Source organism: Nonomuraea sp. NPDC049129 (assembly GCF_040648495.1).
Classification (GTDB): domain Bacteria; phylum Actinomycetota; class Actinomycetes; order Streptosporangiales; family Streptosporangiaceae; genus Nonomuraea.
This window is the reverse complement of sequence record NZ_JBEZDU010000013.1, coordinates 129,533-154,497: the sequence shown is the minus strand read 5'-3', so window position 1 is coordinate 154,497 and position 24,965 is coordinate 129,533. Positions and strand designations below refer to the sequence as shown.

Annotated in this window: 21 protein-coding genes; 13 read left to right on the top strand and 8 right to left on the bottom strand. The window is 68.3% G+C overall.

Annotation, left to right across the window (positions count from 1 at the left end; all coding sequences use genetic code 11):
* Positions 1 to 2,205, bottom strand: a complete 2,205-nt coding sequence (locus AB0B64_RS35385) for an alpha-N-acetylglucosaminidase TIM-barrel domain-containing protein (protein ID WP_358182843.1) — start codon at positions 2,203 to 2,205, stop codon at positions 1 to 3.
* Positions 2,206 to 2,292: 87 nt separating this feature from the next.
* On the opposite strand from AB0B64_RS35385, the gene AB0B64_RS35380 reads away from it, so the two are divergent.
* The 9 genes from AB0B64_RS35380 (at position 2,293) to AB0B64_RS35340 (ending at position 10,469) form a co-directional block, all read left to right on the top strand.
* Positions 2,293 to 3,540, top strand: a complete 1,248-nt coding sequence (locus AB0B64_RS35380) for an ROK family transcriptional regulator (RefSeq protein WP_357951408.1) — start codon at positions 2,293 to 2,295, stop codon at positions 3,538 to 3,540.
* Between the two features lie 50 nt (positions 3,541 to 3,590).
* Positions 3,591 to 4,910 carry an extracellular solute-binding protein gene (locus tag AB0B64_RS35375; RefSeq protein WP_358182840.1) on the top strand — a complete coding sequence of 440 codons (1,320 nt, stop codon included), beginning with the start codon at positions 3,591 to 3,593 and terminating at the stop codon, positions 4,908 to 4,910.
* A gap of 55 nt (positions 4,911 to 4,965) precedes the next feature.
* Positions 4,966 to 5,859 (top strand): sugar ABC transporter permease, encoded by an 894-nt coding sequence (locus AB0B64_RS35370; RefSeq protein WP_358183061.1) that lies wholly within the window; start codon positions 4,966 to 4,968, stop codon positions 5,857 to 5,859.
* Positions 5,860 to 5,861: 2 nt separating this feature from the next.
* Positions 5,862 to 6,677, top strand: a complete 816-nt coding sequence (locus AB0B64_RS35365; protein ID WP_357951414.1) for a carbohydrate ABC transporter permease — start codon at positions 5,862 to 5,864, stop codon at positions 6,675 to 6,677.
* Between the two features lie 192 nt (positions 6,678 to 6,869).
* Positions 6,870 to 7,070 carry a ferredoxin gene (locus tag AB0B64_RS35360; RefSeq protein ID WP_357951416.1) on the top strand — a complete coding sequence of 67 codons (201 nt, stop codon included), beginning with the start codon at positions 6,870 to 6,872 and terminating at the stop codon, positions 7,068 to 7,070.
* Positions 7,067 to 8,254, top strand: coding sequence for an FAD-dependent oxidoreductase (locus tag AB0B64_RS35355; protein ID WP_358182837.1), 1,188 nt, complete (start codon positions 7,067 to 7,069; stop codon positions 8,252 to 8,254). The genes AB0B64_RS35360 and AB0B64_RS35355 overlap by 4 nt, the downstream gene beginning before the upstream one ends.
* A gap of 18 nt (positions 8,255 to 8,272) precedes the next feature.
* On the top strand, positions 8,273 to 9,490 hold the full coding sequence (locus tag AB0B64_RS35350; RefSeq protein ID WP_358182834.1) for a cytochrome P450: 1,218 nt from the start codon (positions 8,273 to 8,275) through the stop codon (positions 9,488 to 9,490).
* 32 nt (positions 9,491 to 9,522) lie between these two features.
* Positions 9,523 to 9,717 carry a ferredoxin gene (locus AB0B64_RS35345; RefSeq protein WP_357951422.1) on the top strand — a complete coding sequence of 65 codons (195 nt, stop codon included), beginning with the start codon at positions 9,523 to 9,525 and terminating at the stop codon, positions 9,715 to 9,717.
* A 119-nt stretch (positions 9,718 to 9,836) separates the two neighbouring features.
* The gene (locus AB0B64_RS35340) at positions 9,837 to 10,469 is read left to right on the top strand and encodes a hypothetical protein (RefSeq protein ID WP_358182829.1); all 633 of its coding nucleotides are present in this window, start codon (positions 9,837 to 9,839) and stop codon (positions 10,467 to 10,469) included.
* Here AB0B64_RS35340 and rfbB read toward each other — a convergent pair.
* Positions 10,355 to 11,338 (bottom strand): dTDP-glucose 4,6-dehydratase, encoded by a 984-nt coding sequence (gene rfbB, locus AB0B64_RS35335; RefSeq protein ID WP_357951426.1) that lies wholly within the window; start codon positions 11,336 to 11,338, stop codon positions 10,355 to 10,357. The genes AB0B64_RS35340 and rfbB overlap by 115 nt on opposite strands.
* A gap of 250 nt (positions 11,339 to 11,588) precedes the next feature.
* Here rfbB and rfbA point away from each other — a divergent pair, with 250 nt between their 5' ends.
* Together rfbA and AB0B64_RS35325 are read left to right on the top strand one after the other, a co-directional pair.
* On the top strand, positions 11,589 to 12,491 hold the full coding sequence (gene rfbA, locus AB0B64_RS35330) for a glucose-1-phosphate thymidylyltransferase RfbA (RefSeq protein ID WP_357951428.1): 903 nt from the start codon (positions 11,589 to 11,591) through the stop codon (positions 12,489 to 12,491).
* Between the two features lie 60 nt (positions 12,492 to 12,551).
* Positions 12,552 to 12,791 carry a DUF5988 family protein gene (locus tag AB0B64_RS35325; RefSeq protein ID WP_357951430.1) on the top strand — a complete coding sequence of 80 codons (240 nt, stop codon included), beginning with the start codon at positions 12,552 to 12,554 and terminating at the stop codon, positions 12,789 to 12,791.
* 67 nt (positions 12,792 to 12,858) lie between these two features.
* Here the strand turns inward: AB0B64_RS35325 and AB0B64_RS35320 are convergent, their stop codons facing one another.
* Positions 12,859 to 13,617: a TetR/AcrR family transcriptional regulator gene (locus AB0B64_RS35320; protein ID WP_357951432.1), complete on the bottom strand. Its 759-nt coding sequence runs from the start codon at positions 13,615 to 13,617 to the stop codon at positions 12,859 to 12,861.
* A 411-nt stretch (positions 13,618 to 14,028) separates the two neighbouring features.
* Between AB0B64_RS35320 and AB0B64_RS35315 the strand changes: the two genes are divergently transcribed.
* Positions 14,029 to 15,561, top strand: a complete 1,533-nt coding sequence (locus tag AB0B64_RS35315; protein ID WP_357951434.1) for an MFS transporter — start codon at positions 14,029 to 14,031, stop codon at positions 15,559 to 15,561.
* Positions 15,562 to 15,589: 28 nt separating this feature from the next.
* Here the strand turns inward: AB0B64_RS35315 and AB0B64_RS35310 are convergent, their stop codons facing one another.
* Entirely contained in the window at positions 15,590 to 18,343 is a 2,754-nt protein-coding gene (locus tag AB0B64_RS35310; protein ID WP_358182826.1) for an AAA family ATPase, read from the bottom strand.
* 469 nt (positions 18,344 to 18,812) lie between these two features.
* Between AB0B64_RS35310 and AB0B64_RS35305 the strand changes: the two genes are divergently transcribed.
* On the top strand, positions 18,813 to 19,589 hold the full coding sequence (locus AB0B64_RS35305; protein ID WP_358182823.1) for an alpha/beta fold hydrolase: 777 nt from the start codon (positions 18,813 to 18,815) through the stop codon (positions 19,587 to 19,589).
* A 138-nt stretch (positions 19,590 to 19,727) separates the two neighbouring features.
* Here AB0B64_RS35305 and AB0B64_RS35300 read toward each other — a convergent pair whose 3' ends face one another.
* The 4 genes from AB0B64_RS35300 to AB0B64_RS35285 form a co-directional block, all read right to left on the bottom strand.
* Positions 19,728 to 20,588, bottom strand: a complete 861-nt coding sequence (locus tag AB0B64_RS35300) for a 3-hydroxybutyryl-CoA dehydrogenase (RefSeq protein WP_357951440.1) — start codon at positions 20,586 to 20,588, stop codon at positions 19,728 to 19,730.
* 69 nt (positions 20,589 to 20,657) lie between these two features.
* The gene (locus tag AB0B64_RS35295) at positions 20,658 to 21,656 is read right to left on the bottom strand and encodes a ketoacyl-ACP synthase III (RefSeq protein ID WP_358182820.1); all 999 of its coding nucleotides are present in this window, start codon (positions 21,654 to 21,656) and stop codon (positions 20,658 to 20,660) included.
* A gap of 31 nt (positions 21,657 to 21,687) precedes the next feature.
* Positions 21,688 to 23,046, bottom strand: a complete 1,359-nt coding sequence (gene ccrA / locus AB0B64_RS35290; RefSeq protein WP_357951443.1) for a crotonyl-CoA carboxylase/reductase — start codon at positions 23,044 to 23,046, stop codon at positions 21,688 to 21,690.
* Positions 23,047 to 23,076: 30 nt separating this feature from the next.
* Positions 23,077 to 24,498: a carboxyl transferase domain-containing protein gene (locus AB0B64_RS35285; RefSeq protein ID WP_357951445.1), complete on the bottom strand. Its 1,422-nt coding sequence runs from the start codon at positions 24,496 to 24,498 to the stop codon at positions 23,077 to 23,079.
* Between the last annotated feature and the right edge of the window lie 467 nt (positions 24,499 to 24,965).

Sequence of the window (24,965 nt, the reverse complement as noted above, 5' to 3'; positions counted from 1 at the left end):
TCATCGATCGTGTTCGTACGTCGGGGTAAGTGAGCCGGCCTGCTTGTACGTCTGGGCAAGCGAGTCGGCCTGGTCCGCGTAGGCGGCGAACAGGCGGCGTGACTCCGTGGCGATGTCGCCCAGGTCCTGCGGCGCCGCCGCCGGGCCCTCCCGCAGGAAGAGCTCGGCCCGGTCACGGAGCCGCTCTTCCAGGTCCGCATCGGGGCCGTCGCCGGGCGTGGCGAGCGCGTCGTTGAGGCCACGCGCCCACAGCTCCCAGCGATCCCGGTAATAGCCGCCGACGAGCCCGCTCCAGTGCCGCCCCGCGTAGTCGTCGAGCAGGGGGCTGGAGGAGGTGCCCCAGACCGTGATGATGCGGCGGGCGTTGTCCCGCAGGACGTCGCGTTCGGCCGGGTCGGTCGCCCACGACAGGGCCTTGGACTCCCAGCGCTGGAAGGTGTACTCGGGGCGAGCGGCCAGCATCCGGTCCAGGTCATCGAAGACGCGCAGGAACCGGTCGACATGGGGCCGGCTGGCCGTACCGAGCGCGGCCGACCGCTCCACGGCGTCGAGGTAGTAGCGGTCGGCGACCCTGACCATGAACGCGATGCCCACCTCGACGAGGTCGTGCCCCAGCGGACCGGTCACCAGGTCGTGATCGTGCTCGGCCACCTCGATCATCCGTTCCCAGGCCGCGGCCAGCTCCGCCGGGTCGTACCAGAGGGTGCCGGTGACGTTGGCGCGCGCCTCGGCCATCCCCGCGTAGGAGGGTTTGGCGGTGAGGATGCCGTTGAACTGCGCGGGGTAGATCCGCAGGCCCCGGGTGTCGTAGACGGTGTTCAGGAGGCCGCGCCAGGCGGTCCGCAGCGCGGCCGCGCTCCTGTCATAGCGCTGGGCGACGAAGGCGTCGAGCCAGGCGTCGAGGTCGGTGACCCGGTTCCAGATCTGGTCCGTCACGAGCTCGAAGAAGACGGGGTTGTTGCGGGTGGCCTCCATGGACAGGCCGATGCCGGTGGGCGGGTTCGGCGCAGCCAGGGCGGTGTCGATCGCGGCCGGCACCGCCCGCAGGTCGGCGACCGGGTCGGTGCGGCCGCCGAAGTTGAGCAGCGCGCACCAGAGCCAGGGCTTGCCGGAGAACTCCTCGAAGCGCTCCCAGAGCGGGTCGTACTCCGCCCACAGGTCCGCGACGAGCATCCGGTCATTCGGGATCGCGTCGAGGAAGGCGGTGACGCGGTCCTCGGTCCAGAAGTCCCGCTGGTAGGAGAAGGGCCAGGCCTGCATGAGCCAGACCGCGTCCGGATCGGCGGCCCGCAGCCCGGCCAGCGTCGCCGTCGCCACGGCCCCGGGGAAGGAGGGGTCGGCGTCGACCGGGATCATCTCGATGAACGGATCTGCGGCGTACAGGTGATCGGTGCCGAAGAGCTTGATCTGGGCGCGGGTGATCTCGGTGCTCAGCCGCTCGTAGAGCGGGTCTGCCGGGTCGAGGACCCAGGTCTCGAACCCCTGCCAGTCGCGGCGCGCGGCCCGCGACGACGCGGCGATCTGGTGCGGGACGTGTCCGGTGAAGGCCGGAAGGACGGGCGTCATGCCGAAGGCGCGCTCGCGGTCGAGGATGCGCGCCCCGAGCTCGCGATGACTGTCGATCCAGGACGCGGGGAGCGGACCGGCGAAGCCATCCATACACCCCATGAACTGGAATGGAAGGTAGCCTGGCCCGCCAAGGAAGCCACGGATGGTGTGATCGTCGAGACCGAGGCGGGAGTAGGCGGCGTGCAGCGCGGCCTCGTGGCCGGTGATGGCGAGCGGCATGGTGATGCCGTGCAGCGCCATCCAGTCGATCTCGCGCTCCCAGTCGGCCCAGTCCCAGTACGGCATGGTGTAGCTGAACGTACAGAAGTTGAAGTAGTAGCCGTCCTGGACCCGCGCCGAGCCCTGCCGGGGCGGGCTGTCCGCGAGGGACGTCAGCCGCAACGGCAGCACGGTGTCCCAGCCCACGGACAGCTCGCAGCATTCCCGCAGATAGTGATGGAGAGCGACCGCAGCGCTCACGCCGTCCGTCGCGGCGACGGTGAGCGCTCCGTCCCTCGCCTCGTACTCATAACCACGCCCCGCGCCTTCGCGCGTGACGAAGCGGATCGACTCGGCCACCGGCCCGAGAACGCGGTGGGCGAGACCGCTGACGGTGTCCGCCCACGGCGGGGGCTGCTCGTCGTCACCGGATGACATCGCAGGTCACACCCCTCGACGAATTAGTTCCGTACGGTCCATAATTATTATGCTAGCGTACCCGCAAGTCGAGACCAGGGAGACGTCATGGAGCAGGTGGTCGCCGTTGGCACGCAGTTCATGCGTGAGGTCAACGCGGGTGCCATCCTGCGGCGGCTGCGGACCGAGACCAGCATGAGCGTGTCCGCGCTGGCCAAGGCGGTCGGGCTTTCCCGGCAGGCGGTCACCCGTTCGCTCAACGCGCTGGCCGCGGAGGGACTCGTCGAGTTCGGCTCCCTCGATCGCGACTCCAGCAGGGCCGGACGGCCCGCGCAGCTCGTCCGCTTCCGGGCGGAGGCGGGCTACGTGCTGGGCCTCTCGATCAGCCCGCAGGAGCTGCGGGTCGCGGTCTCGGACCTGGCCGGTACGGTCGCCGCCGCCGACGCGGTGCAACTCTGCGGCGGTTCCCATGGTCAGCAGGTGGTGGAGACACTGCTGCCCGCGGTGGCACGCACGCTGGAGGCGGCGGGCATCACGACCGGCGACCTGTGGTTCGCCTCGGTGGGCACACCCGGCATAGTCGACCCGGCGACCGGGATCATCCGGCTCATCCCGAGCATGCCCGGCCTGACCGGCGACCTTCTCCATCGCCGGATGAAGGACGCCCTCGGCTGCCCGGTCTACCTGGACAACGACGTCAAGCTGGCCACCCAGGGCGAGCGGTGGCGGGATTCCGAACGCCGCGAGGACTCGCTGGTGATGGTTCACTGGGGCGAGCGCGTCGGCGCCGGCATCGTGCTGAACGGCGAGCTCTACCGCGGTGCCTCCAACGACGCCGGTGACGTGGGCTTTCTCGACCTGTTCGCGGCCACTCCCCCCGAGCCCCGCCATCCGCACGGCCTCGGCCCGTTCGAGGACTGGGTCGGCGGCGAGGAGATCGTCCGGCTGGCGAAGGCGGCGGCCGAGCGTGACGGCGACGCCGCCTTCCGGGCCCGGCTCGAAGCGGCGGGGGAGCGGGCGTTCGACGCCGTGCTGGACGCCGTCGTCGACGGCACACCCTCGGCCCTGGACGCGCTCGACGTGGTCGCCCGCCGCTTCGCCAAGGGCGTCGCGGCGATCCGGGCGATCCTCGACCCGCGGCTCGTGGTCATCGGCGGGCCGCTGGCCAGATGCGGCGAGACATTGCTCGCCGCGGTCCGGCGGCACCTGGCCGAGCAGCCCCTGGACCAGCCGGCCCTGGAGGTCTCGACCCTCCAGGACGACGCCGTCGTCCACGGGGCCCTGCGTCACTCGCTGGAGGAGATCGAGCGAACCAGGTTCGACCTGGTGAGAAGCGGCCGCCAGGAGGTCCGTTGAAGAACCCGGTTGGAGTTTGGCGACTCGGAGATAGGCGAAAGGTCATGCACATGGCAACACCAGGTCGGTGGCAGGCGCTCGTGGCGCTCGGCACCGCGGCGACACTCACCCTGACGGCCTGCGCGGGCACCGGCGGCACCGCCGCCCCGAGCGGGGACGCGGCGAAGAAGATCGACGTATCGACGACCATCCCCAACGACCCGGTCACGCTGACCCTGGCCTACAGCAACGATCCTCCCACCCAGACCCTCATCGACGGCTTCAGGAAGAAGCACCCGAACGTCACCATCAAGCCCCAGATGACGCCGTTCAACGACTACGTCAAGTCGATCAAGCTGTCGATGTCGGGCGACGCGGCGCCGGACATCGCGCAGTACAACCCGGGCGCGATGAACTCCCTGGTCCCGGCCGGTCTCATCCTGGACCTGGGCCCGTGGAACAAGGCGTACGGGTGGACCGGCAAGTTCCCGCCCTCCAGCCTCGAGGTCCTCAGCTCCGACAAGGCGGCCAAGCAGTTCGGCACCGGCGGCCTGTACGCCGTGCCGGGCGGGCTGTCGGTGGTCGGCGTCTACTACAACAAGAAGATGGTCAAGGAGGCGCCGAAGACGCTGGCCGAGTTCGAGGCCGCGATGCAGAAGGTGAAGGACGCCGGCCAGACCCCGCTGAGCCTCGGCGCGCTGCAGGTCGGCGGCTTCCACCTGTGGAACGCGCTGCTCAACGTCACCGGCGACGTCGACGCCTACCGGAGCTGGGTCTACGGCAAGCCGGGCGGGACGATCAAGACCGACGCCGCGAAGAAGGCCTCCCAGACGCTGATCGACTGGTCGAAGAAGGGCTTCTTCCCCGCGGGCGCGAGCGCCACGGCGGACCCCGACGCGCTGGCGAACTTCTCCAAGGGCAAGAGCGCGTTCCTGGTGACCGGCAACTGGGGCGCCACCGCCGTGGAGAAGGAGCTGGGCGCCGACGCCGGCTTCTTCCTCATGCCCACTGCATCGGGCGAGCCGGCCAAGGTCGCCTCGGGGGCGAGCGTCGCCTACGCCATCTCGGCCAAGACGAAGCACCCGAACGTCGCCGCCGCGTTCCTCGACTACCTGAGCTCGCCGGAAGCGGCGAAGATCGAGTTCGACGGCGGGTTCATGCCGGTCGACACCAAGGCCGAGCTCGGCGCCCAGGGACTGCGCGGCGAGATCGCGACCGCCTTCACGCCGGTGGCGCAGGCCAACGGGATCGTCCCCTTCCCCGACTACGCCTCGCCCGGCATGATCGACAAGCTGACCCCCGGCATCCAGGGGCTTCTCAGCGACAAGATGACCGTCGACGACTTCCTGAGCTCCCTGCAGGAGTCGTGGGACGGACACCATGGCTCGTGATGTGAGCACGTCCATCTCCCCGCCGCGGGCCACCCTGGCCCGCGGCGGGGAGCGGGTGGCCGACAGCGGGCGGGCTCGCCCGCCCCGGCGTGGCGGACGGGCCCGCGGCTGGCTGTACGTGCTGCCCGCGCTCGCCGCCTACCTGGGGTTCGCCATCTGGCCGGCGCTGAACACGGTGCGCCTGTCGCTGCTGAACTGGGACGGCATCCTGCCCGCGACCTTCGCCGGCCTGGACAACTACGTCAAGATTTTCCGTGATTCGGCGTTGTACGAGGCCATCCTGCACAGCCTGCTACTGATCGTCTTCTTCTCGTTCATCCCCATCGGGGTCGGGCTGTTCATGACGGCCCTGCTGATGGGCAAGGTACGCCGGGGGATGACGTTCTTCCGGACCGTGTTCTTCCTTCCCCAGGTGCTGCCGCTGGTGGCCGTCGGCATCACCTGGCGGTGGCTCTACAGCGAGTCCGGCGTCGTCAACCAGGTCCTCGACCTGGTGGGGCTGGGGGTGATCACCCGCGCCTGGCTGGGCGACTACGGCCTGGCGCTGGTCGCGCTCGGGCTCATCGGGACCTGGGTGATGAGCGGGCTGTGCATGATGCTCTTCCTGGCCGGCGCGCAGAAGATCGACCCGTCCTTGTACGAGGCGGCCACGCTCGACGGCGCCGGGGCGTACCGGCAGTTCCTGCACGTCACCCTGCCCGGGGTGCGCAAGGAGATCACGATCGCCGGCGTCATCACCACGATCGCCGCGCTGGCCAGCTTCGACCTCGTCTTCACCACGACGAACGGCGGCCCGGCGGGGCAGACCAATGTGCCCGGCCTGCTGGTCTACCGGCTGGCCTTCAACGAGGGGAACATCGGCGGCGCCAGCGCGCTGGCCGTCGTGCTGACCGTGATCGTGATCGCCGTCGTCGGTGCCGTCCGATACTTCACCAGGGATGAGAGTTGAGCATGCGCGGCGGTGTCGGAATCCGGTACGGAGTGCTCGTCCTGATGGCGGCCATGATCCTGGTGCCGTTCGTCGGCATCGTCCTGGCCGCCCTGCATCCTCCGGGCTCGCAGCTCAGCGGGCTGAGCATCCCGGACCGGTGGTCGTGGGAGAACTTCGCCCTGGCCTGGGAACGGGGCAACTTCACCGCCCTCATGCGCTCCAGCCTGCTGATCGCGGTCTTCGTTGTGCCGATCGCGGTGGCGTTCGCCACGCTGGCCGGCTATGGGCTGACGGTCCTGAAGGTGTGGGGCAACCGGGCGCTGTCGTTCGGGTTCGTGCTGGGGCTCACGCTGCCGATCGAGGTCATCGTGGTGGCGCTCTACTTCAACCTGCGCGAGGTCGGCCTCACCAACTCCTACGTCGGCATCATCCTCGCCGAGGTGGCGCTGTTCATGCCCTTCGGCGTGTACTGGATGCAGACGCACTTCTCCAACATCCCCGACGAACTCGTCGAGGCGGCCCGCATCGACGGCGCCCGGGACTTCATCGTGCTGGCGCGGGTGCTGCTGCCCATCTCGTGGCCGCAGATCACCACGCTGTCGGTCCTGTACTTCATGTGGTCGTGGAACCAGTTCATGCTGGTCCTGGTCATGATGCAGGACCCGGACCGGCGTACGGCGCCGGGCGGCCTGGGGCTCTTCGTCGGCCAGTACACCACCGACATCCCGCTGCTGGCGGCGGCCTGCCTGATCGTCGTCGCGCCGATCGTGATCGTGTACCTCATCTTCCAGCGCAGCTTCGTCAACGGCATCACCCAGGGCGCCATCAAGGGTTGACCAGGATCGCCCTGCCGCCGCCCGTGTTCGAGCACCGGGCGGCTCTTGGCGTTTCCGTACGCGCACGTCTCGGCCCATTTTAAATCAGTCGCTTGACTTAACGTTGCGACCCCGGTTAACTGACCACGAACCGAAGGAGGTTCTCGCGGAGGGCACCTCCACCACCCCGTAGAGGCACAGGAGGGACTCTCGATGAAAGTACGCGTGGACGAGGACAAATGCTGCGGCGCGGGCACGTGCGTGATGCTCGCGCCGGAGGTGTTCGATCAGCGGGAAGAGGACGGGATCGTGATCCTGCTCGACGCCGAACCGGCCGAGCAGCTGCACACCACGGTCCGCGAAGCGGCCAGCATGTGCCCGGCGGCCGCGATCGAGCTGAGCGAGAACGCGTGAGCGCTCCCTCCAGCGTTCTGGTGGTCGGCGCCTCGGCCGCCGGGCTCGCCACCGCGGAGGCGTTGCGGCGCAAGGGCTACCAGGGCGGCCTGACCGTCCTCGGCGCGGAGCCGCACCTGCCCTACGATCGGCCGCCCCTGTCCAAGCAGGTCCTCTCCGGCGCCTGGGACCCCGAACGGGCTCAGCTGCGACCGCAGACCGCGCTGTCCAGTCTGGACGCCGAGTTCGTCCTCGCCGATCCGGCCGTCGGCCTGGACGTGGCCGTACGCACCGTGCACACCGCGGCCGGGCGGGCCCTGCGGGCCGAGGCCATCGTCGTGGCCACGGGACTGCGCGCCCGGACGCTGCCCGGGCAGGCGGATCTGACCGGGGTCCACGTACTGCGCACGCTGGACGACGCGCTGGCCCTGCGCGCGGATCTGCTGACCGCCTCGCGGCTCGTGGTCGTGGGGGAGGGGGTGCTCGGCGCCGAGATCGCCGCCACCGCGCGCGGCCTGGGCCTCGAGGTCACCATGGCCGGTCCTCTGGCGGCACCGCTGGCCGGCCAGATCGGGCCGTCGGTCGCGGGACTGCTCGCCGAACTGCACACCGAGCGCGGCGTCCGCCTGCGGCTCGGTGCCGGCGTCGACCGGCTCACCGGCCAGGACGGCAAGGTCACGGGCGTGCACCTGGACACCGGCGAAGTGCTGCCGGCCGACGTGGTCGTGGTGGCGATCGGCTCCGACCCGGCGACCGGCTGGCTGACCGACAGCGGCCTGCGGGTGGAGAACGGACTCGTGTGCGACTCGCGCTGCCGGGCGGCCGAGGGCATTTACGCGGTCGGCGACGTGGCCCGCTGGCACCACGACCGGTTCGGCACCCTGCTGCGGCTGGAGAACCGGACCAACGCCACCGAACAGGCCAATATTGTCGCGGCCAACATTCTCGGCGACGACCAGCCCTACTGCCCGGTGCCGTACTTCTGGACCGACCAGTTCGACACCAAGATCCAGGTCCATGGCGTGTTGCCCGTCGACGCCGAGGTGACCGTGGTGGAAGGCGAGCGTTCGGCCCGCCGGTTCGTCGCGCTCTACCACAGTGACGGCAGAGTCACCGGCGTACTCGGCTGGAACATGCCCAAGCAGACCCGCCTGCGTCGCCAAGAGGTCGTCGACGCGCTCCCCGACTTCGTCTCCACCCACTGACTTCCCTTGGAGAACCTGATGACCAGTACGTTGGACTCCGCGGCCGAGATTCCGGACTACCCGATGACGAGGGCGGCCGGCTGCCCGTTCGATCCGCCTCCGGTGCTGCGGGAGAAGCAGAAGGAGGGCCCGCTCACCAAGGTCCGCCTGTGGGACGGCAGCACGCCGTGGCTGGTCACCCGTTACGCCGATCAGCGGGCGCTGCTGGCCGACCCGAGGGTCAGCGCCGACGCCTACCAGCCCGGCTATCCGAGCCCGACCGCCCTTGTCGGCTCGGGCTCGCCCATCAGCTTCATCATGATGGACGACCCCGAGCATGCCCGGCTGCGGCGGATGGTGACGGCGCCGTTCACCATCAAGCGGGTGGAGGCGATGCGGCCGGCCGTACAGAAGATCGTGGACGACCTGATCGACGACCTGCTGGCCGGGCCGAAGCCGGTCGATCTGGTGGAGGCGTTCGCGCTGCCGGTCCCGTCGCTGGTGATCTGCGAACTGCTCGGCGTCCCGTACGCCGACCACGACTTCTTCCAGGACAACAGCAAGACCATCATCAACCGGGACGCCGACCCCGAGCAGCGGGCGGCCGCCCTCGGCCGGCTGGTCGGCTACCTGGACACGCTGCTGGGCGAGAAGCTCGCCAACCCCGGTGACGACCTGCTGTCCGGGCTTACCGAGCGGGTCAAGAGCGGGGAGCTGTCCCAGCGGGACGCGGCCGGGATCGGGGTGCTGCTGCTGATCGCCGGGCACGAGACGACCGCGAACATGATCGCGCTGGGCACGCTCGCCCTGCTGGAACACCCCGACCAGCTGGCCCTCCTGCGCGACACGGCGGATCAGAAACTGGTCACCTCGGCGGTGGAGGAACTGCTGCGCTACCTGCACATCACGCACAACGGGCGGCGCCGGGCGGTGCTGGCGGACATCGAGATCGCCGGACAGGTCATCCGCGCCGGCGAGGGGCTGATCATGGCCAACGACATCGGCAACCGCGACCCCGACGCCTTCCCCGACCCCGACCGGCTGGACCTCCAGCGCGACGCCCGCCACCACGTGGCCTTCGGCTTTGGCATCCACCAGTGCCTGGGCCAGCCGCTGGCCCGGATGGAGCTGCAGGTCGTCTACAGCACCCTCTATCGGCGCATCCCCACCCTGCGGCTGGCCACGGACCTGGACCAGATCCCGTTCAAGCACGATGGGTCCGTGTACGGGGTCTACGAACTCCCCGTGACCTGGTGACCTTCCCCCACAACGACGATCAAGAGGATCCCATGAAGGTCATCATCGACCAGGACAAGTGCGTCGCTTCCGGGCAGTGTGTGGTCGCCGCGGCGGAGGTGTTCGACCAGCGCGACGAGGACGGCATCGTGGTGCTGCTCAACCCGGACCCGCCGGCGGAGCAGGCCGCCGACGTCAGGCATGCCGCGGTGGTCTGCCCGGCGCTGGCCATCCACATCGAGGACTGACACCCGAACCGGCGCCCCCCGCACGCGCGACGGGGCGCCGCTGCGGCGACCGTCTGACCAGGAGGTTTATCCTTCGCGCCCTTCGGTAGTCCACCCTGTGACGAACGGGGGCCGACGCCATGCGAAAGAAGCCGATCCTGCGTTCCGGGGCCAGGGGCGCGATCGCCGCCATGGCGATGTCCGGCCTCAGGCAGTTCTCCACATCGATCGGCCTGATGGAGAAGGTGCCGCCGGAGGCCGTGCTGGAGCACACCACGCCCCGATTCTTCCGCGGTGTCCCGGCCGCTCGCCGGCCCGCGATCATCGAACTCGCGCACTGGTCGTACGGGGCGTTCGGCGGTGCGCTCTTCGGGGCGCTGCCCGAGTCCGTGCGCCGGCACCCGTGGGCCGGGCCCGCCTACGGCCTGCTGGTCTGGGCGGGCTTCCAAGCCGTCATCGCGCCCGCGCTCGGCCTGCCGCACAAGGACAAGACCACAGTCACGGAACGTCTGACGCTACTCGCCGACCACGTGCTGTACGGGATCGTGGTGGCCGCCTCTCCCTGGCCGCACCACGACATTCCTGAAGACGCCGCACCGGAACGCCCAACCGGCCACCGCGAGCAGCCGACGCACTCGGACGCGTCCGTGGCTTGTCGTCACGCGCCTGGCGGCGTGCGGGCGGGCAGGAGTGGCTCCCACCAGGGGCGATTGTTCCGGTACCAGGCGACGGTCTCCGCCAGGCCGGTGTCGAAGTCCTTGCGTGGCCGGTAGCCCAGCTCGGTGCGGGCCTTGGTGCAGTCGACCGAGTAGCGGAGGTCGTGGCCCTTGCGGTCCTCGACGTAGGAGACCTGGTCCCAGTCGGCGTCGCAGGCTTTGAGGAGCAGGCCGGTGAGCTCCCTGTTGGTGAGCTCGGTGCCGCCGCCGATGTTGTAGATCTCGCCGGGACGGCCGCCGGAACGGACCAGTTCGATGCCCCGCACATGGTCGTCGATGTGCAGCCAGTCACGGGTGTTGCCCCCGTCGCCGTACAGCGGCACCCGCCGGCCGTCGAGCAGGTTGGTGATGAACAGGGGGATGACCTTCTCTGGGAAGTGATGGTGGCCGTAGTTGTTGGAGCAACGGGTCACCCGTACGTCGAGACCGTGGGTGCGGTGATAGGCCAGGGCGAGCAGGTCGGAGGCCGCCTTCGAGGCGGAGTAGGGGGAGCTGGGCCGCAGCGCGTCGCTCTCCAGCGAGGAGCCCTCCGCGACCGAGCCGTAGACCTCGTCGGTGGAGACGTGCACGAAAGTCCTGAGGCCGCTGCGGACCGCCGCGTCGAGCAGGGTCTGGGTGCCGGTCACATTGGTGCGCACGAACTCGGCGGCACCCATGATGGACCGGTCGACATGCGACTCGGCCGCGAAGTGGACCACCTGGTCGTGGCGGGCGACGAGCTGCTCGACGAGTCCGGTGTCGCATATGTCGCCCTGGACGAAGGTGAACCTCTCGCTCGTACGGACCTGCTCAAGATTCGCCGGATTGCCCGCGTAGGTGAGCTTGTCGAGAACGGTGATCTCCACGTCCCCGTCGGTCCCGCCGAGCAGGGTGCGTACGTAGTGGGAGCCGATGAAGCCGGCGCCGCCCGTCACCAGGATCCTCATCGGGTGATCTCCTCCCCAGGCTTCAGCACTGGACGCCGCTTCCCTGCGGTCACGATCTGTCTTTCGCCGTGGAAATCATATCGCCGGTAAACCGGGCGCAACCGTTTAGTGGCCGACATAGGGGGGCGCGGGGGGATGGCTAGGGGGTGAACGAGGGTCGTCTTGGAGTCCATTCCGATGTGCAGCGGTGTGATGCTCGGTGCACGAATATCGACTCCGGCTACCGGTTTTCCCTGACGAAGGGTATTTCGTGAAAGGCATAATTCTGGCCGGCGGGCACGGGACCCGGTTGTATCCTATTACGCTCGCGGTCTCGAAACAGCTCCTGCCGGTGAACGACAAGCCGATGATCTATTATCCCTTGTCCGTGCTCATGCTGGCGAATATCAGAGAGATCCTGGTGATCTCCACCCCGGAGGACCTGCCGAACCTGGCACGCCTGCTGCGAGACGGCTCCCACCTCGGGCTCGACATCAGCTACGCCCGCCAGGACGAGCCCGTCGGCCTGGCCGACGCCTTCATTCTCGGCGCCGACCATATCGGCGACGATTCCGCGGCGCTCGTGCTCGGCGACAACATCTTCCACGGAAATTCGTTCTACGACATCCTCCAGGAGAACACCGCGGACGTGGACGGCTGCGTGTTGTTCGGCCATCCGGTCAGCGATCCCGAGCGCTACGCCATCGCCGAGAGGGACGCGCTCGGCGGGCTCGTCTCCATCGAGGAGAAACCCGCGCACCCGCGTTCCAACTGCGCCGTCGTCGGCCTTTATCTCTATGACAACGACGTCATCGACATCGCCAAGAACGTCCAGCCGTCCGCTCGCGGAGAGCTTGAGATCACCGATGTCAACCGGGTGTATCTCGACCGGGGCAAGGCGAAGTTCGTCGAACTCGGCCGCGGGTTCGCCTGGCTCGACGCGGGCACGCCCGACTCCATCCTGCAGGCCAGCCAGTACGTTCACATGCTCGAAGCCCGGCAGGGCGTACGCATCGCCTGCGTCGAGGAGATCGCGCTGCGGATGGGCTACATCAACGCCGAGCAGTGCCACCGCCTCGGCGCGGAACTCCTGCCCTCCAGCTACGGCCGGTACGTCTGCGCCCTCGCCACCGAGTTCCGCCATGCCCGTCAACCGGCCGGCTCGTTCTCCTAGAGCCCCTAGAGATCGCCGATGGCCGGCCACCCCCGGCCACGATCACCGGAGGTACCCGACATGACCATCCCCTCCGCCGCCTCACCCCTGCCCGGCCGTGGACCCGTGGAGGTCGCGCTCGAAGGCGGCCCCGCCGATGTCCCGCGAACGCTCCGCGTCATGCACGACGTGGTCTCGGATGGAAAGATAAAGATTCCACGCAATGGCGGGTACGAGCATTTCGAACGGGTCGGCGCAGCGCCGGAGTCCGGCGGCCCGCCGCTGTTTCGGTGGACCACGCGGACCAAAGTGGCCGAATGAGCCGGCCCAGGGCGCACAGCCTCTTACCGCGACCCGGGGCGCACAGCACCTTTCCGAGTCTCGGGTCTCACAGCGCCTTGCGCAGGCCCGGTCCGAGGTCGGCCGAGCCGGAATTCTCCCGATCCTCGACGAAGACGGCCACCCCGTCGAGCAGTCGGCGCAGACTGAACCAGAGCCATTCGTCGATGTGGGCCACTTCCTCCTGTCTCTCCAGCAAGCTCGACAGCATAGGGAACTGCCCGGATTCGAGGATCTCCGACAGCATCGGCATCTTGGCCGCGCGCCATTGCCGCGTGGTGACGCCGGTGCGCCGCTCCGCCTCCCATTCGCTGACGCGAAGCAGGGCGGCGCCTTGTACCTGAGCGCTTACGGCGATGGTCACCCAATGCATCATCACCGGATCGAGGCCAAGGCCGTCCAAGGCACCCATGGCTCGCTCGAGGTCGGCCAGAATGTTCGGCCCGAGCGGAGGCTGCGGGGTCGCGATGACCTGCAGCACCCATGGGTGGCGCGAATAGAGTCTCCACTCGCGCAGCGCGGACAGTTCGAGCCGGGCGCGCCAGTCGTCCGGAACGGGCGTCAGATTCTTGTCTTCGCCGTGTACGCGATCGACCATCAATTCGATCAAGGCGTCCTTGCTCGACACGTATCGGTAGAGAGACATCGTGCCGACGCCCAGGTCCGCCGCCACCCGGCGCATGGACAGCGTCTCCAGGCCTTCGGTGTCGGCGATCTCGATGCCGGTGCCCACGATGCGTTCGAGAGTGAGCCCTTCGCGAGGCTCCCTCGGGATCGGCTCGGGCTTGGCAGGCTTGTCGACTTCCATGACCGGTTCCGCGGGGAGCTCTTCAGAGAGTGGCCCTTCGGAGCAGGGCAGGGCACGTGCCGCCACACGCGCTCTGTACGCCCGACCCTGGCACGACCGCGAGCAGTATCGCGGACGTCGCCCCCGAGGTGCGGCATACAACGGTCTGCCGCATTGTGCGCAGGTGAGCATCTGGCCTCACAGATTTTGTCACGCGCATATTGATATGTAGTGAAATTATATCACACGAAGTCGTGATGAAACTGATCGGCGAGTGTGATGAAATGCCCCCGACCGCCACCAAAATTGCGTGATATATACCCGCTGGTGCCTCTTTGTCGGAATTTATTACTCGATAAAGATCTTGAATTCGGTCGAAGGCAAGTCTGAGTACGTCGTATGCACGCGTACACGCTATCCGAGGAGTGTGGGATGGAAACGGCTTCGACGACCGCTGGACGACGGGAGTGGGTGGGACTGGCGGTTCTGGTCCTCCCCGTCCTGCTGATCTCCATCACCGTCACGGTCCTCTACTTCGCGCTGCCGTTCCTCAGCGCGGAGCTCAAGCCGAGCGGGCCCGAACTGCTCTGGATCGTCGACATCTACGCCTTCTGGCTGGCGGGCCTGCTGCTCGTCATGGGCACGCTCGGCGACAGGATCGGCCGACGGCGCCTGCTGCTCCTCGGCGCCGCCGTCTTCGGCATCACCTCCGCCGTGGCCGCCTACGCGCCCAGCGCGGAGATGCTCATCGTCCTGCGCGCCCTGCAAGGGGCGGCGGCCGCCACGCTCATGCCGTCCACCCTGGCGTTGATCCGCAACATGTTCCACGATCCGCGCCAGCGCCGGCTGGCCGTAGCGATCTGGGCGGCCGGGTTCTCCGGAGGCAGCGTGCTCGGCCCGATCGTGGGCGGGTGGATGCTGGAGAGATTCTGGTGGGGCTCGGTGTTCCTGATCAACGTGCCGATCATGGCCCTGCTGCTGGTGCTCGGTCCCATCCTGCTGCCGGAGTATCGCGATCCGCAGGCGGGCCGGCTCGACGTGTTGAGCACCGTGCTGTCGCTGGTGGCCGTGCTCCCGGTCGTCTACGGGGTGAAGGACATCGCCGAGCAGGGTCTGACCCCGACGGCCGCGCTGGCCATGGCCCTGGGCCTGGCGGCCGGCGCCTCGTTCATCTGGCGCCAGCGCGCGCTGGCCGACCCAATGCTCGACCTGCGCCTGTTCGCGAATCGGGCCTTCGGCATCTCGTTGATCACGAGCACGCTCGCGATCTTCGCCCTCATGGGACTGTTCTACTTCATCGCCCAGTACCTGCAACTGGTGCTGGGGCTGCGCCCGTTCGTCGCGGGGATACTGACGCTGCCCGCCGCGGGGATGGCCCTCGTCGGGTCGATGCTGGCCGTGGCGGTGGTGCGCTGGGTCCGCCCCGGCTTCGTCATCGGCGGCGGCATGTTCGTCGCCGGTCTGGGGTTCGCGGTGCTCTCGCAGCTCGAAGGCGAGCCGGGCGTGCAGACACTCGTGATCGGACTGGGCCTGCTGGGCCTGGGCCTGGGCGCCGTACAGGCGGTGGCCTCCGACCTGGTGATCGCGGTGGCGCCGCCGGAGCGGGCCGGCTCGGCGTCGGCGGTGCTGGAGGCCGGCACCGAGTTCGGCGCCGCGCTCGGCGTCGCCGTCCTGGGCAGTATGGGGCTGTTGATCTACCGCTGGACGTTCGAGGTGCCCGTCGACCTTCCCGGTGAGGCCGCCCAGACGGCGCGTGAAACGCTCGGCGGGGCGGTCCAGGTGGCGGCCCAGCTGTCGGGCCCCGCGCAGGAGGCCCTTCTCCAGGCGGCGCGTACGGCCTTCACCGAGGGCATGCGGGTGGCCGCGCTGTCGGGCACGGCCATCCTGGTGGCCACGGCGATCCTGGCCACGATCCAGCTCCGGCGGGTGTCCATCGAGGAGAAGAGCCCCGATCGGGCGATGTGAGGGTCAGCGGAGTTCGACAGATGTGAGGTCAGCGGAGTTCGACGTAGGAGAACTGTGAGGGCAGGTCTCTTCTGCCACGCACGTTGAGCTTGCGGTAGATCCGGGTCAGATGCTGCTCGACGGTGCTGATCGTGATGTAGATCTTCCGGGAGATCTCCCGGTTGGTGTAGCCCAGCGCGGCGAGGGAGGCGACCCGCTGTTCGGCGTCGCTCAGCAGGCCCATGCTCTCCGGGGTCTCCGCCTCCTGCTCGGCCGGATCGTCCTGCCGCACCGCCCAGCGCAGCGGCTCGGCCTGGCACTCGTCGGCGACCCGGTCGGCCCAATATCCGATCATCCTGGCCTTGTGGAGTTCGCCGATCTCGTTGAAGGCGTGGGTCAGATCGACGAGCGCGTACGCCATCTCCAGCCGGTCTCCCGCGTCCTGGAGCATGTCCACGGCCTCCCTGAGCAGGGCCGGGCGCTTCTTGAGGTCACCGATGGCGGCCAGCAGCCGCAGCGTGGCCCCTTTCGCCCTGAGCGAGTCGCCGCCGGGCAGATCATAGGGTTCCTGGAGGAAGGCTCTGGCCTGGTTCAGCTGGCCCATCTGCAGGTGCGCGGCGGCCGCACCCTGGCGCCAGGGCACCAGCACGGGAGTGTCGAGGTTCCAGGCCCGCATCAGTCTCCCGCAGCTCAGGAAGTCGCTGAGCGCCGCGTGCGACAGGCCTGTCGCCAGGTGGAAATGGGCCCGTGCCTGGAGATAGTGCAGCCCGAACCGGGTCTGATAGATCGCGGTGGGTACGGGATGCCTGAGGAGGCGCGCCGCGACGTCGAACTTCCCCATTTCGGTGTTGACCCGGATCAAGGCGGCCAGCGGCAGGGCGATATGAATCCCCAGGCTCCGGCGCGGTAGTACATCCAACGCTATAGAGGCATATTTAACGGCTATCGCTAGATCTCCGTGGCGAATGGCGATGTGCGCCCGGACGCCGGCCAGCACGGCGCGCCAGGTGGGGGAGCGCCGTTGGACGGCTTCTTCGAACAGGACATCACAGAGTGGTGCCGCCCGATCCGCCTGATCGGAGTAGAGCAATGTGAAAAGAGAGGACTCTACGGCTTCAAGGTTCGAGTCGTCCAGTGTGGTGGACTGGAGGACGCGTTCCGCGGTATCGATCTTTTGCTCATTCTCCTCCGTCCGCAAGAAGCGTGACAATAGGGCGGCCCCCGGAAGGGGAGATACGCCGGGTGTCCCCGGCTTGGGGGTGCCGGAAGGGGCGTCCGCCACCTCGAGGAGAAGCGAGGGAAAGGCGGTGGACAACCACTGATGAGTGACTTCCAGCCGCATGGGCGTGTCTTTTTCGTCCGATTCGGCGGCCAGGACGTTCAGCCGCCGAAGCACCTCTGCGGCTTCTTCAAGTCGTCCGTGCCACAGGAAGAACCTCAGCAGCATGCGAAGGTCGTCGAAGCCGAGCCCGCCCTCTCGCGCGATCGACATCAGATGATCGAGATGCTGGGTGGTGGCCGCGGGGTTGATCAGCCACTCCGCCCGCGCGAGCGAGACCCGCAGGGACGCTCGGCGCGCGTCGTCGTGACAGAAGGCGATCGCCAGCTTCAGGCATTGGATCGCGAACTCGTGCTCGTCGTTGAGCAGCGTCTGATCGGCGGCTTCACGCAGCTCCACCGTCGCCCATGGCTCCGGGCAGTCGGCGGCGTGGATGAGGTGCTCGGCGACCGCGGTGCTCGCCGCTCCCTCCATGTGGAGCAGCCGGGCGGCGCGCCGGTGCATCTCCCTGCGCTCTTCGGCGTCGAGGTCGTCGAGAACGGCGGAGCGGGTCTCAGGATGGCAGAAGTGCTCTCCATCGGTGATGCCGACGGCGGCGAGATGGTTAAGGGTCTGCTGGACGGTCGCCGGCGGAAGTTCGATTAGTTCGGGCAGTAGGTTGGGAAAGGCTCCCTCTCCGAGTACGGCGAGGCCGCGAGCGGTGCGCAGCGAGGTCGGGTCGGTGCGATGGAGCAGGGCGCGCACCGATCTGGAGAAGGCATCGCCGATGACCAGCGAATTGGCTTCGCCGGACTCGTGTAAATAGTCCTCCACCAACGCCTCGACAAGTAAGGGGTTGCCGCCGCCGGCCGCATGGAAATCAGGACCGAGTTTTTCCGCCGTATCCTGGTCCATGGATTTGCAGAGCATCTTCGTGACGCCTTCCTGGGAAAGCGTGCCCAATCTCATGTGCTGGCAGTGCGGGTGGCGCATCAGGTCCACCTCGATGAGCGGATCCATGCCCTGCGGGTTTTCTGTCGCGGTCACCACGACGAATACGTTCGCATTGTTGAGACGCTGTACGAAATTGAGCAGGAGTTGCCAGGACAATGCGTCCGAATATTCGACGTCGTCGACGGTGATGAGCACCGGCGCACTCGTGGAGAGCTCCAGGACTATCGACCACAGCCCCTGGATGGTGTGCAGCCAGTCGGGATTGTGCGCCGACGTTTCGATGGATTTCGCGCTGAAGGCGGCCTCCTCGATCAGCCGGGCCGCCTCCGAGGCGTGCTCGATCGGCAGCGCCGCGCTGTGAAAGCTCTGGCTGGCCATCCCGAGCGGCAGGTTGCGGTCGGCTCGTGAGCAGGTGGCGCTCAGCCAGGTGACGCCGCCCGCGGCGGCGCGCTGGCTGAAGGTGTAGGCGAGTTCGGTCTTGCCGACTCCTGTGGGTCCGGTGATCACCATGACCCGTCCCTTGCCTTGTAGGCAATCGGTGAGCAGGTTGTCCAGCTCCGTGATTTCGTGGTCACGCTCGATGAGGGTCATCGTGATTCCCGTTCGTCCCCTAACGCGGTATGAGGGATCATGCCCCGTCCCGATCCTTGCACAGACCCTTGAGAATCATTCTCCTACGGCCGCCACGGCACTTGTCAATACATTTGGACAAGCCTGGGAGTGGCGGTGGATTTCATCACATTGCGTCTCGGCTATTTCATCATTTCGTCACGCTGGGTCTGCGGTTTCGGGCTGGTACGCCGAGGTCGACTACCCGATGTGGACTATCGAAGCCCCCTCAATGGCCCTTACTCGGCGGATGAATCTAGGGGTCTCGTTGTGCGCGCGGCGGGACTGAATGAGTTATTCTCCTGTTCATCGCAAAGAGGGCCGGCCGAATGTGGGCGGCTACCGAGAGATTTCACCGCGCGGTGCAGCGCGAGGTGAAGTTTCGTAGATAAAGTCCACTGTTTTTCTTGATTTGCGCCAGCCCGAAAAACGAGCCGAGAAAGGGATTGCTGTGAGTGACGCGGTAAACACCGGTGAAGCCTGGATCCGGCGTTACCACCCTTCGCCCGAGGCGTCGTCCGTACTCGTCTGCCTGCCGCACGCGGGCGGCTCGGCCAGCTTCTATTTCCCGGTCTCGCGGATGACGCCGGCCTCGATGGAGGTCCTGGCGGTCCAGTTCCCCGGCAGGCAGGACAGGCGCGGTGAGCCGTGCGTCGAGAGCATCGGGGAGCTGGCCGATCGCGTCGTGGAGATGCTGCGGCCGTGGACCGGTATGCCCATGGGGCTGTTCGGGCACAGCATGGGCGCGACCGTCGCCTTCGAGGTGGCTCGCAGGCTCGAACGGGAGGGTACGTACCCTCTGGCGCTGTTCGCGTCGGGGCGACCGGCACCGTCGGCGCTGCGCCCCGGCTTCGCCGGGCGGCGCTCGGACGAATGGCTCCTGGGGGAGCTACGGGGTCTGGGCGGCACCGACGCGCAGGTGCTCGGCGACGACGAGTTCGTGCAGGCGATATTGCCGGCGCTCAGAGGCGACTACCGGGCGGTGGACACCTATCGCTACCTGCCCGGGCCGAGGCTGTCCTGTCCTGTCATCGCTCTCAGGGGCGAGGACGATCCCAAGGTCGACCACGACGAGGCCCGGGCATGGGGCGACCACACAACGGCCGGATTCGAGTTGCGTACGTTCGCCGGTGACCACTTCTATCTCGCGGAGCACGCGGCGGAGGTCATCGCCCTGGTCGTCGACCGAATGAGCGCCGCGCTGAACTCGACCCGAGCGGCGCGCTAAATGCGCCCACCGCCCGAGTGGCGCGCTGAATGGCGCGCGTCCGGAGCGGATGCTGAACCGCGCGCGGCCCGATCGGGGCGTTGAACGAGGCCCGCGCGGGCCGCTGAGGACCCTTGAGCCCTGCGGTGCGAGCAGAGCCTACGAATAGTCGTAGAAGCCGCGTCCGGACTTCCTGCCCAGCAGACCACCCTCCACCATGCGCAGCAGAACCGGCGGCGGCGAGTAGCTCGGCTCCTTGAACTCGGCGTACAACGCGTCGGCGATGGAGGCCACCGTGTCGAGCCCGATCAGGTCGGCCAGGCTCAGCGGGCCCATCGGATGGGAGCACCCCAGCACCATGCCCCGGTCGACGACCTCCGCGGTGGCGAACCCGGACTCCACCATCCTCATGGCCGCGAGGAGATAGGGGATCAGGAGGGCGTTCACCACGAATCCCGCACGATCCGCGGAGTGAATCACCTGCTTGCCGAGCGTTCCGGTGACGAACGCCTCGGCGCGGGTCTTGGTCTGGTCCGTCGTGAGGAGCGACCCGGTCAGCTCCACCAGCGCCAGCGCGGGAACGGGGTTGAAGAAGTGGACGCCGATGACCTGGCCGGGCCGGCCGGTCGCGCGCGCGAGCCTGATGATCGGAATGGAGGAGGTGTTCGACGCCAGGATGGCGTCGGGGGATTCCACGATCTTGTCCAGCGCGCCGAACAGGTCGAGCTTGGTCGACTCCGTCTCGGGGACGGTCTCGAAGACGATCTGCCGATCGCCGAGATCGTTGAGATCCGCGGTGAAGACGACGCGGCCCACCGCCGCGTCCCGTTCCTCCTCGGTGATCGTCCCCTTGCGCAGGCCGCGGTCGAGCGACCTGACCAGGCGCCGCCGCCCGTGGGCCACGGACGCCTCCGTGGAGACCGCCACTCGCACATCGAGGCCCGCGCGGGCGCACACGTCGGCGAGGCCGGAGCCCATCACCCCGCATCCCACGATGCCGATCCTGTCGAACTGGGTCATCTCGCCTCCCGTGCTGCTCTGGTCGTCAAGCTCTGGTCGCTAAAGCTCTGGTCGCTAAAGCTCTGGCCGTCATGCTCCGGTCGTCCAGCGGAGCAGGCAGGCGCCCACCGACATGCCGCCGCCGAAGCCGGCGAGCAGGACGAGATCGTCCTGTTTGAGGATTCCTGACCGATTCGCCTCGTCGAGCGCGACGGCCACGGAGGCGCTGCCCAGGTTGCCGTACCTCTCGAGGGTGCGCGGGGTGTGCGAGCCGGTGAGGCCGCAGCGCTCGACCAGTTCCGTCACCAGGCGGCCGTTCGCCTGATGGGGTACGAACGTGTCGATCTCCTCCAGCCCGAACCCAGCACGGTCCACCAGGCTCTTCATCGCGGGCGGCACATGCTCCAGCACGAACTCCGTCACCGCGCGGCCGTCCATTCTGAAGTAGTGCTCGCCGTCCGCGACGGTCTGAGGCGAGGCCGGATGCCTGCTGCCGCCCGCCTTGATGCCGATGAGCCGGTGATCGGCACCGTGGCTGGACAGCTCGAAGTCGATGAACCCCGAGCGCTCGGGCACCGCGCCGACGATGGCGGCGCCGGACCCGTCGCCGAACAGCACGGAGGTGCGGCGGTCGGTGAAGTCGAGCTGCCTGCTGTACAGGTCGGCGCCGACGACCAGGGCGTAGGTGTCCGGGCGGCGCGCGATGAGGCTGTCGGCGATGGCGAGCGCGTACACGAATCCGCTGCAGACGACGTTGATGTCGAAACAGGCGGCGGCACGCGCACCCAGCGCGTCCTGTACGAGGTAGGACGTCGGGGGCTGGGGGAAGTCGCCGGTGGAGGTCGCCACGATGATGTAGCCGATGCGGCCCACGTCGATGTCGGCCCGCCGCAACGCGTCCAGGCCGGCCTGTACGGCCAGGTCCGAGGTCGCCTCGTGCGCCGCGGCGTGCCGGCGGAACCCGATCTGCGTCTTGCGCAGGATCCATTCCGCGTCGACGCCCACCCGCTCCGCCAGGTCCTCGTTGGCGACCTCGTCCCCGGGGAGATACGAACCGGTCGCCAGGATCCCGGTAGTGTGTCCGGCCACTGTCAGCTCCGCCTTCTCCTGGAAGCCACGCCTACGCCAGCGCCGCGGGGGCGGCGTCCGCCAGGCCGCGCAGCGGATTGATCCGCTGCTCGCCGATCTCGGCGCGCCGCGCGGGGTCGGTGACGCCCAGTCCGGGTTCGGGCGCCATGCACAGCACGCCGACCTTGCCGATGTGGCCGTTGGTCTGCACCAGCCGGGTGGCCTCCGCGACCTCGTCCAGCGGATAGACCGTCGACAGGGTCGGCATCACCATCCCGAGGTCGAACAGCCGCACGCACTCCCGCACCTCCTGCAGGTTCGCCGCATGGCTGCCGATGATGCGCTTGAGGTGCATCCAGAGATACCGGTTGTCGTAGTGGTGCTGGAATCCGGTGCTGGAGCCGCAGGTGACGACCGAGCCGCCCCGGCGGGTCACGAACACCGAGGTGGCGAACGTCGCCCGGCCCACGTAGTCCATGACGATGTGCGGGTCCTCGCCGACCGCCGCGCGGATGGCCGCTCCCAGGCGCTTGCCCAGCGCGATCGCCTGTTCGGGCGTGCTGTCGACGTCGTCGGTCATCCCGATGTCGTTGCGGTTGATGATGACGTCGCAGCCGAGACTTCTCAGGATCTGGGCCTTCGAGTCCGAGCCGACGACGCCCACGGGGATGCCGCCGCCGTTCTTCACCATCTGCACGGCGTACGCGCCGAGGCCGCCGGCCGCGCCCCAGATGAGGACGATGTCGCCCTGTTTCATCCGGGCGCCCCGGGCGCTGACCAGCATGCGGTAGACCGTGCCCGCGCACAGCGTGACGCAGGCGGCCTCCTCCCAGGTCAGGTGTGCCGGCTTGGGCGCCAGCTGACTGGCCCGCGCCAGGGTGTAGTGCGCCAGCCCGCCGAAGTTGGTCTCGAATCCCCAGACCCGCTGCTCGGCGCCGAGCATGCCGTCGTCGTGCGTCGCCGCTTCCTGGTCGTCGGCCTGGATCGGACTGATCACGACGTGGTCGCCGACGCTCCAGCGCCGCACGCCCGCGCCGACCGCGACGATGACCCCGGCTCCGTCGGAACCCAGCACGTGGTACGGCTGGTCGTGCCGCGCCGCGAACCCGCCGGTCCGGCCGAAGCGCTTGAGGAAGCCGAACGTCGGCAGCGGCTCGAAGGTCGCCGACCAGACGGTGTTGTAGTTGATCGAACTGGCCATCACCGCCACCACGACCTCGTCGGGCGCGAGCTCCGGCATGGGCACCAGGCCGACGCGCAGCGATTTGCGCACGTCCTTGTCCTCCATGCCAGCGAACATCTCGGTGTCCTCGACCCGGAGGTAAGAAGCCGGATACTCCTTCGGCAACGCGATCTTCGCCAGGTCGCCGGGCGCGGCTCCGCCCAGCAGGGCCTCGGCCATGGGATCCATGTCACTCCTCTTGATGTGGTGGTAAGCCGGTCACAGCGGGATGTTGCCGTGACGGCCTCGTGTCGCCGCGGCCGCCGCGAGCGCCATGGCGAGCTTGGGCCGGGTCTGCGCGGGGTCGATCACTTCGTCGACGACGCCCAGCGCGACGGCGCGGGCGACACCTCCCGCGACGAGGGTGTGCTCGGCGACGAGCCGCTGCCGCAGCTCCGCGCGCTCGTCGTCGTCGTGCGCGGCGGCCAGGCGCTTGCGGTGCAGGATGCCCACCGCCGCCTCCGCGCTCATCACCGCGATCTTCGCCTCCGGCCAGGCGAACACCGCGGACGCGCCGAGCGAGCGGGAGTTCATGGCGATGTACGCCCCTCCGTACGACTGACGCGTGACCAGCGTGACGCGGGGGACCGCCGCCTCGGCGAAGGCGTGCAGCAGCTTGGCGCCCCGCCTGACCACGCCACCCCATTCCTGGGTGACGCCGGGCAGGTAGCCGGGAACGTCGACGAGCACGATCAGCGGAATGCCGAACGCGTTGCACATGCGGACGAATCGCGAGGCCTTCTCGGCGCTCAGCGAGTCGAGGCAGCCGCCCATGCGCAGGGGATTGTTGGCGATCACGCCGACGCTCCCGCCGGTCAGGCGGCCGAGACCGACGACGACGTTGGGGGCCCAGCGCGGCTGGAGCTCCATGAAGGGGGTGCCCTCGTCGAGGATCTCGCGTACCAGCGGGCGCACGTCGTAGGCCCGCCGCGCCCGCTCCGGCAGCAGTGAGCGCAGGTCCTTCCCGGCCGTGGCGAGGTGGGGTTCGATGCGGGCGCGATGGGCCAGCAGCAGGGTCACCTGGCGCGTGGCCTCGTACGCGTCGCTCTCGGAGTCGACCACGATGTGCGCGACGCCCGACTTGCGGCTGTGCGTCTCGGCGCCGCCCAGCGACTCCATGTCGATCTGCTCACCGGTGACGGACCGCACGACGTCGGGGCCGGTCACGAACATCCGGCCGGCCCTGGACATGATCACCACGTCGGTGAGCGCGGGACCGTAGGCGGCGGCTCCGGCGGCCGGGCCGAGGATGACCGAGATCTGCGGCACGCGCCCGGAGGCACGGGTCATCGCGGCGAACATCCGCCCGACACCGTCCATCGACTCCACGCCGTCCGCCAGCCGGGCGCCGCCGGAGTGCCACAGGCCGATCACCGGGCAGCCTTCGAGCAGCGCCGTGTCGATGGCCGACACGATCTTGTCGCAGCCCGCGGCGCCGAGCGCGCCGCCCATGTTGGCCGGGTCGGTGCAGAAGGTGATCACCTTGTGGCCCGCGATGCGGCCGCTGGCCGCGGACACGCCGCTGGCGTCCGGGTCGTGCAGGGGCACCACCGAGTCGGCGTCGAGCAGCCGGGCCAGCCGTACGGCCGGCGCACGCTGATCGAGCGGGAAGTGTTCCTGCGTGATCGGTGTGGCGGTCAACGCCGTCTCCCGTTCTCATGCAGGGTTGAATTTATTGTTTCCCGCATGTTTCCTACCTCCAGCGCCAACGCTGAGGACTTTTCTGATGGATTCCAGCAGACTGCTGAAAATAGGCTTATCTACGCACTATCTCCACACAACCCTTACCAGTCCCCCTAAGCGCCCTGTAGCGTTGCTGAGCGAGGGCGAACGGCGTCGTCCCGGTGCTGATCCGCGGCGATGTTTCGTGGGCGAAGCCACCACTGCCGCGATCATGTCCGCACGTCAGGCCCGATGCCGATCCGCATCCGGGTCGTCCGGCCGACGACGCAGGCCCTGCGGAGTGGGAACGTTCCGAAAAATAATGACTTTATCCCATATTGCGCCATAGTTGCCGCTAGGGGGGCCGGTAGGGGTTGTTCCGCGCGTCTCCGACAGCCAATCATGGTGCCGTCATTTCGACGTACGGCCAGATTTCCTATGGCTGA

Bases quoted from the DNA above. Each gene is read 5' to 3' on its own strand.
- AB0B64_RS35385 (WP_358182843.1), bottom strand. From the start codon at position 2,205: ATGTCATCCGGTGACGACGAGCAGCCCCCGCCGTGGGCGGACACCGTC.
- AB0B64_RS35380 (WP_357951408.1), top strand. From the start codon at position 2,293: ATGGAGCAGGTGGTCGCCGTTGGCACGCAGTTCATGCGTGAGGTCAAC.
- AB0B64_RS35375 (WP_358182840.1), top strand. From the start codon at position 3,591: ATGGCAACACCAGGTCGGTGGCAGGCGCTCGTGGCGCTCGGCACCGCG.
- AB0B64_RS35365 (WP_357951414.1), top strand. From the start codon at position 5,862: ATGCGCGGCGGTGTCGGAATCCGGTACGGAGTGCTCGTCCTGATGGCG.
- AB0B64_RS35360 (WP_357951416.1), top strand. From the start codon at position 6,870: ATGAAAGTACGCGTGGACGAGGACAAATGCTGCGGCGCGGGCACGTGC.
- AB0B64_RS35350 (WP_358182834.1), top strand. From the start codon at position 8,273: ATGACCAGTACGTTGGACTCCGCGGCCGAGATTCCGGACTACCCGATG.
- AB0B64_RS35345 (WP_357951422.1), top strand. From the start codon at position 9,523: ATGAAGGTCATCATCGACCAGGACAAGTGCGTCGCTTCCGGGCAGTGT.
- AB0B64_RS35340 (WP_358182829.1), top strand. From the start codon at position 9,837: ATGCGAAAGAAGCCGATCCTGCGTTCCGGGGCCAGGGGCGCGATCGCC.
- rfbB (WP_357951426.1), bottom strand. From the start codon at position 11,338: ATGAGGATCCTGGTGACGGGCGGCGCCGGCTTCATCGGCTCCCACTAC.
- AB0B64_RS35325 (WP_357951430.1), top strand. From the start codon at position 12,552: ATGACCATCCCCTCCGCCGCCTCACCCCTGCCCGGCCGTGGACCCGTG.
- AB0B64_RS35320 (WP_357951432.1), bottom strand. From the start codon at position 13,617: ATGGAAGTCGACAAGCCTGCCAAGCCCGAGCCGATCCCGAGGGAGCCT.
- AB0B64_RS35315 (WP_357951434.1), top strand. From the start codon at position 14,029: ATGGAAACGGCTTCGACGACCGCTGGACGACGGGAGTGGGTGGGACTG.
- AB0B64_RS35310 (WP_358182826.1), bottom strand. From the start codon at position 18,343: ATGACCCTCATCGAGCGTGACCACGAAATCACGGAGCTGGACAACCTG.
- AB0B64_RS35300 (WP_357951440.1), bottom strand. From the start codon at position 20,588: ATGACCCAGTTCGACAGGATCGGCATCGTGGGATGCGGGGTGATGGGC.
- ccrA (WP_357951443.1), bottom strand. From the start codon at position 23,046: ATGGATCCCATGGCCGAGGCCCTGCTGGGCGGAGCCGCGCCCGGCGAC.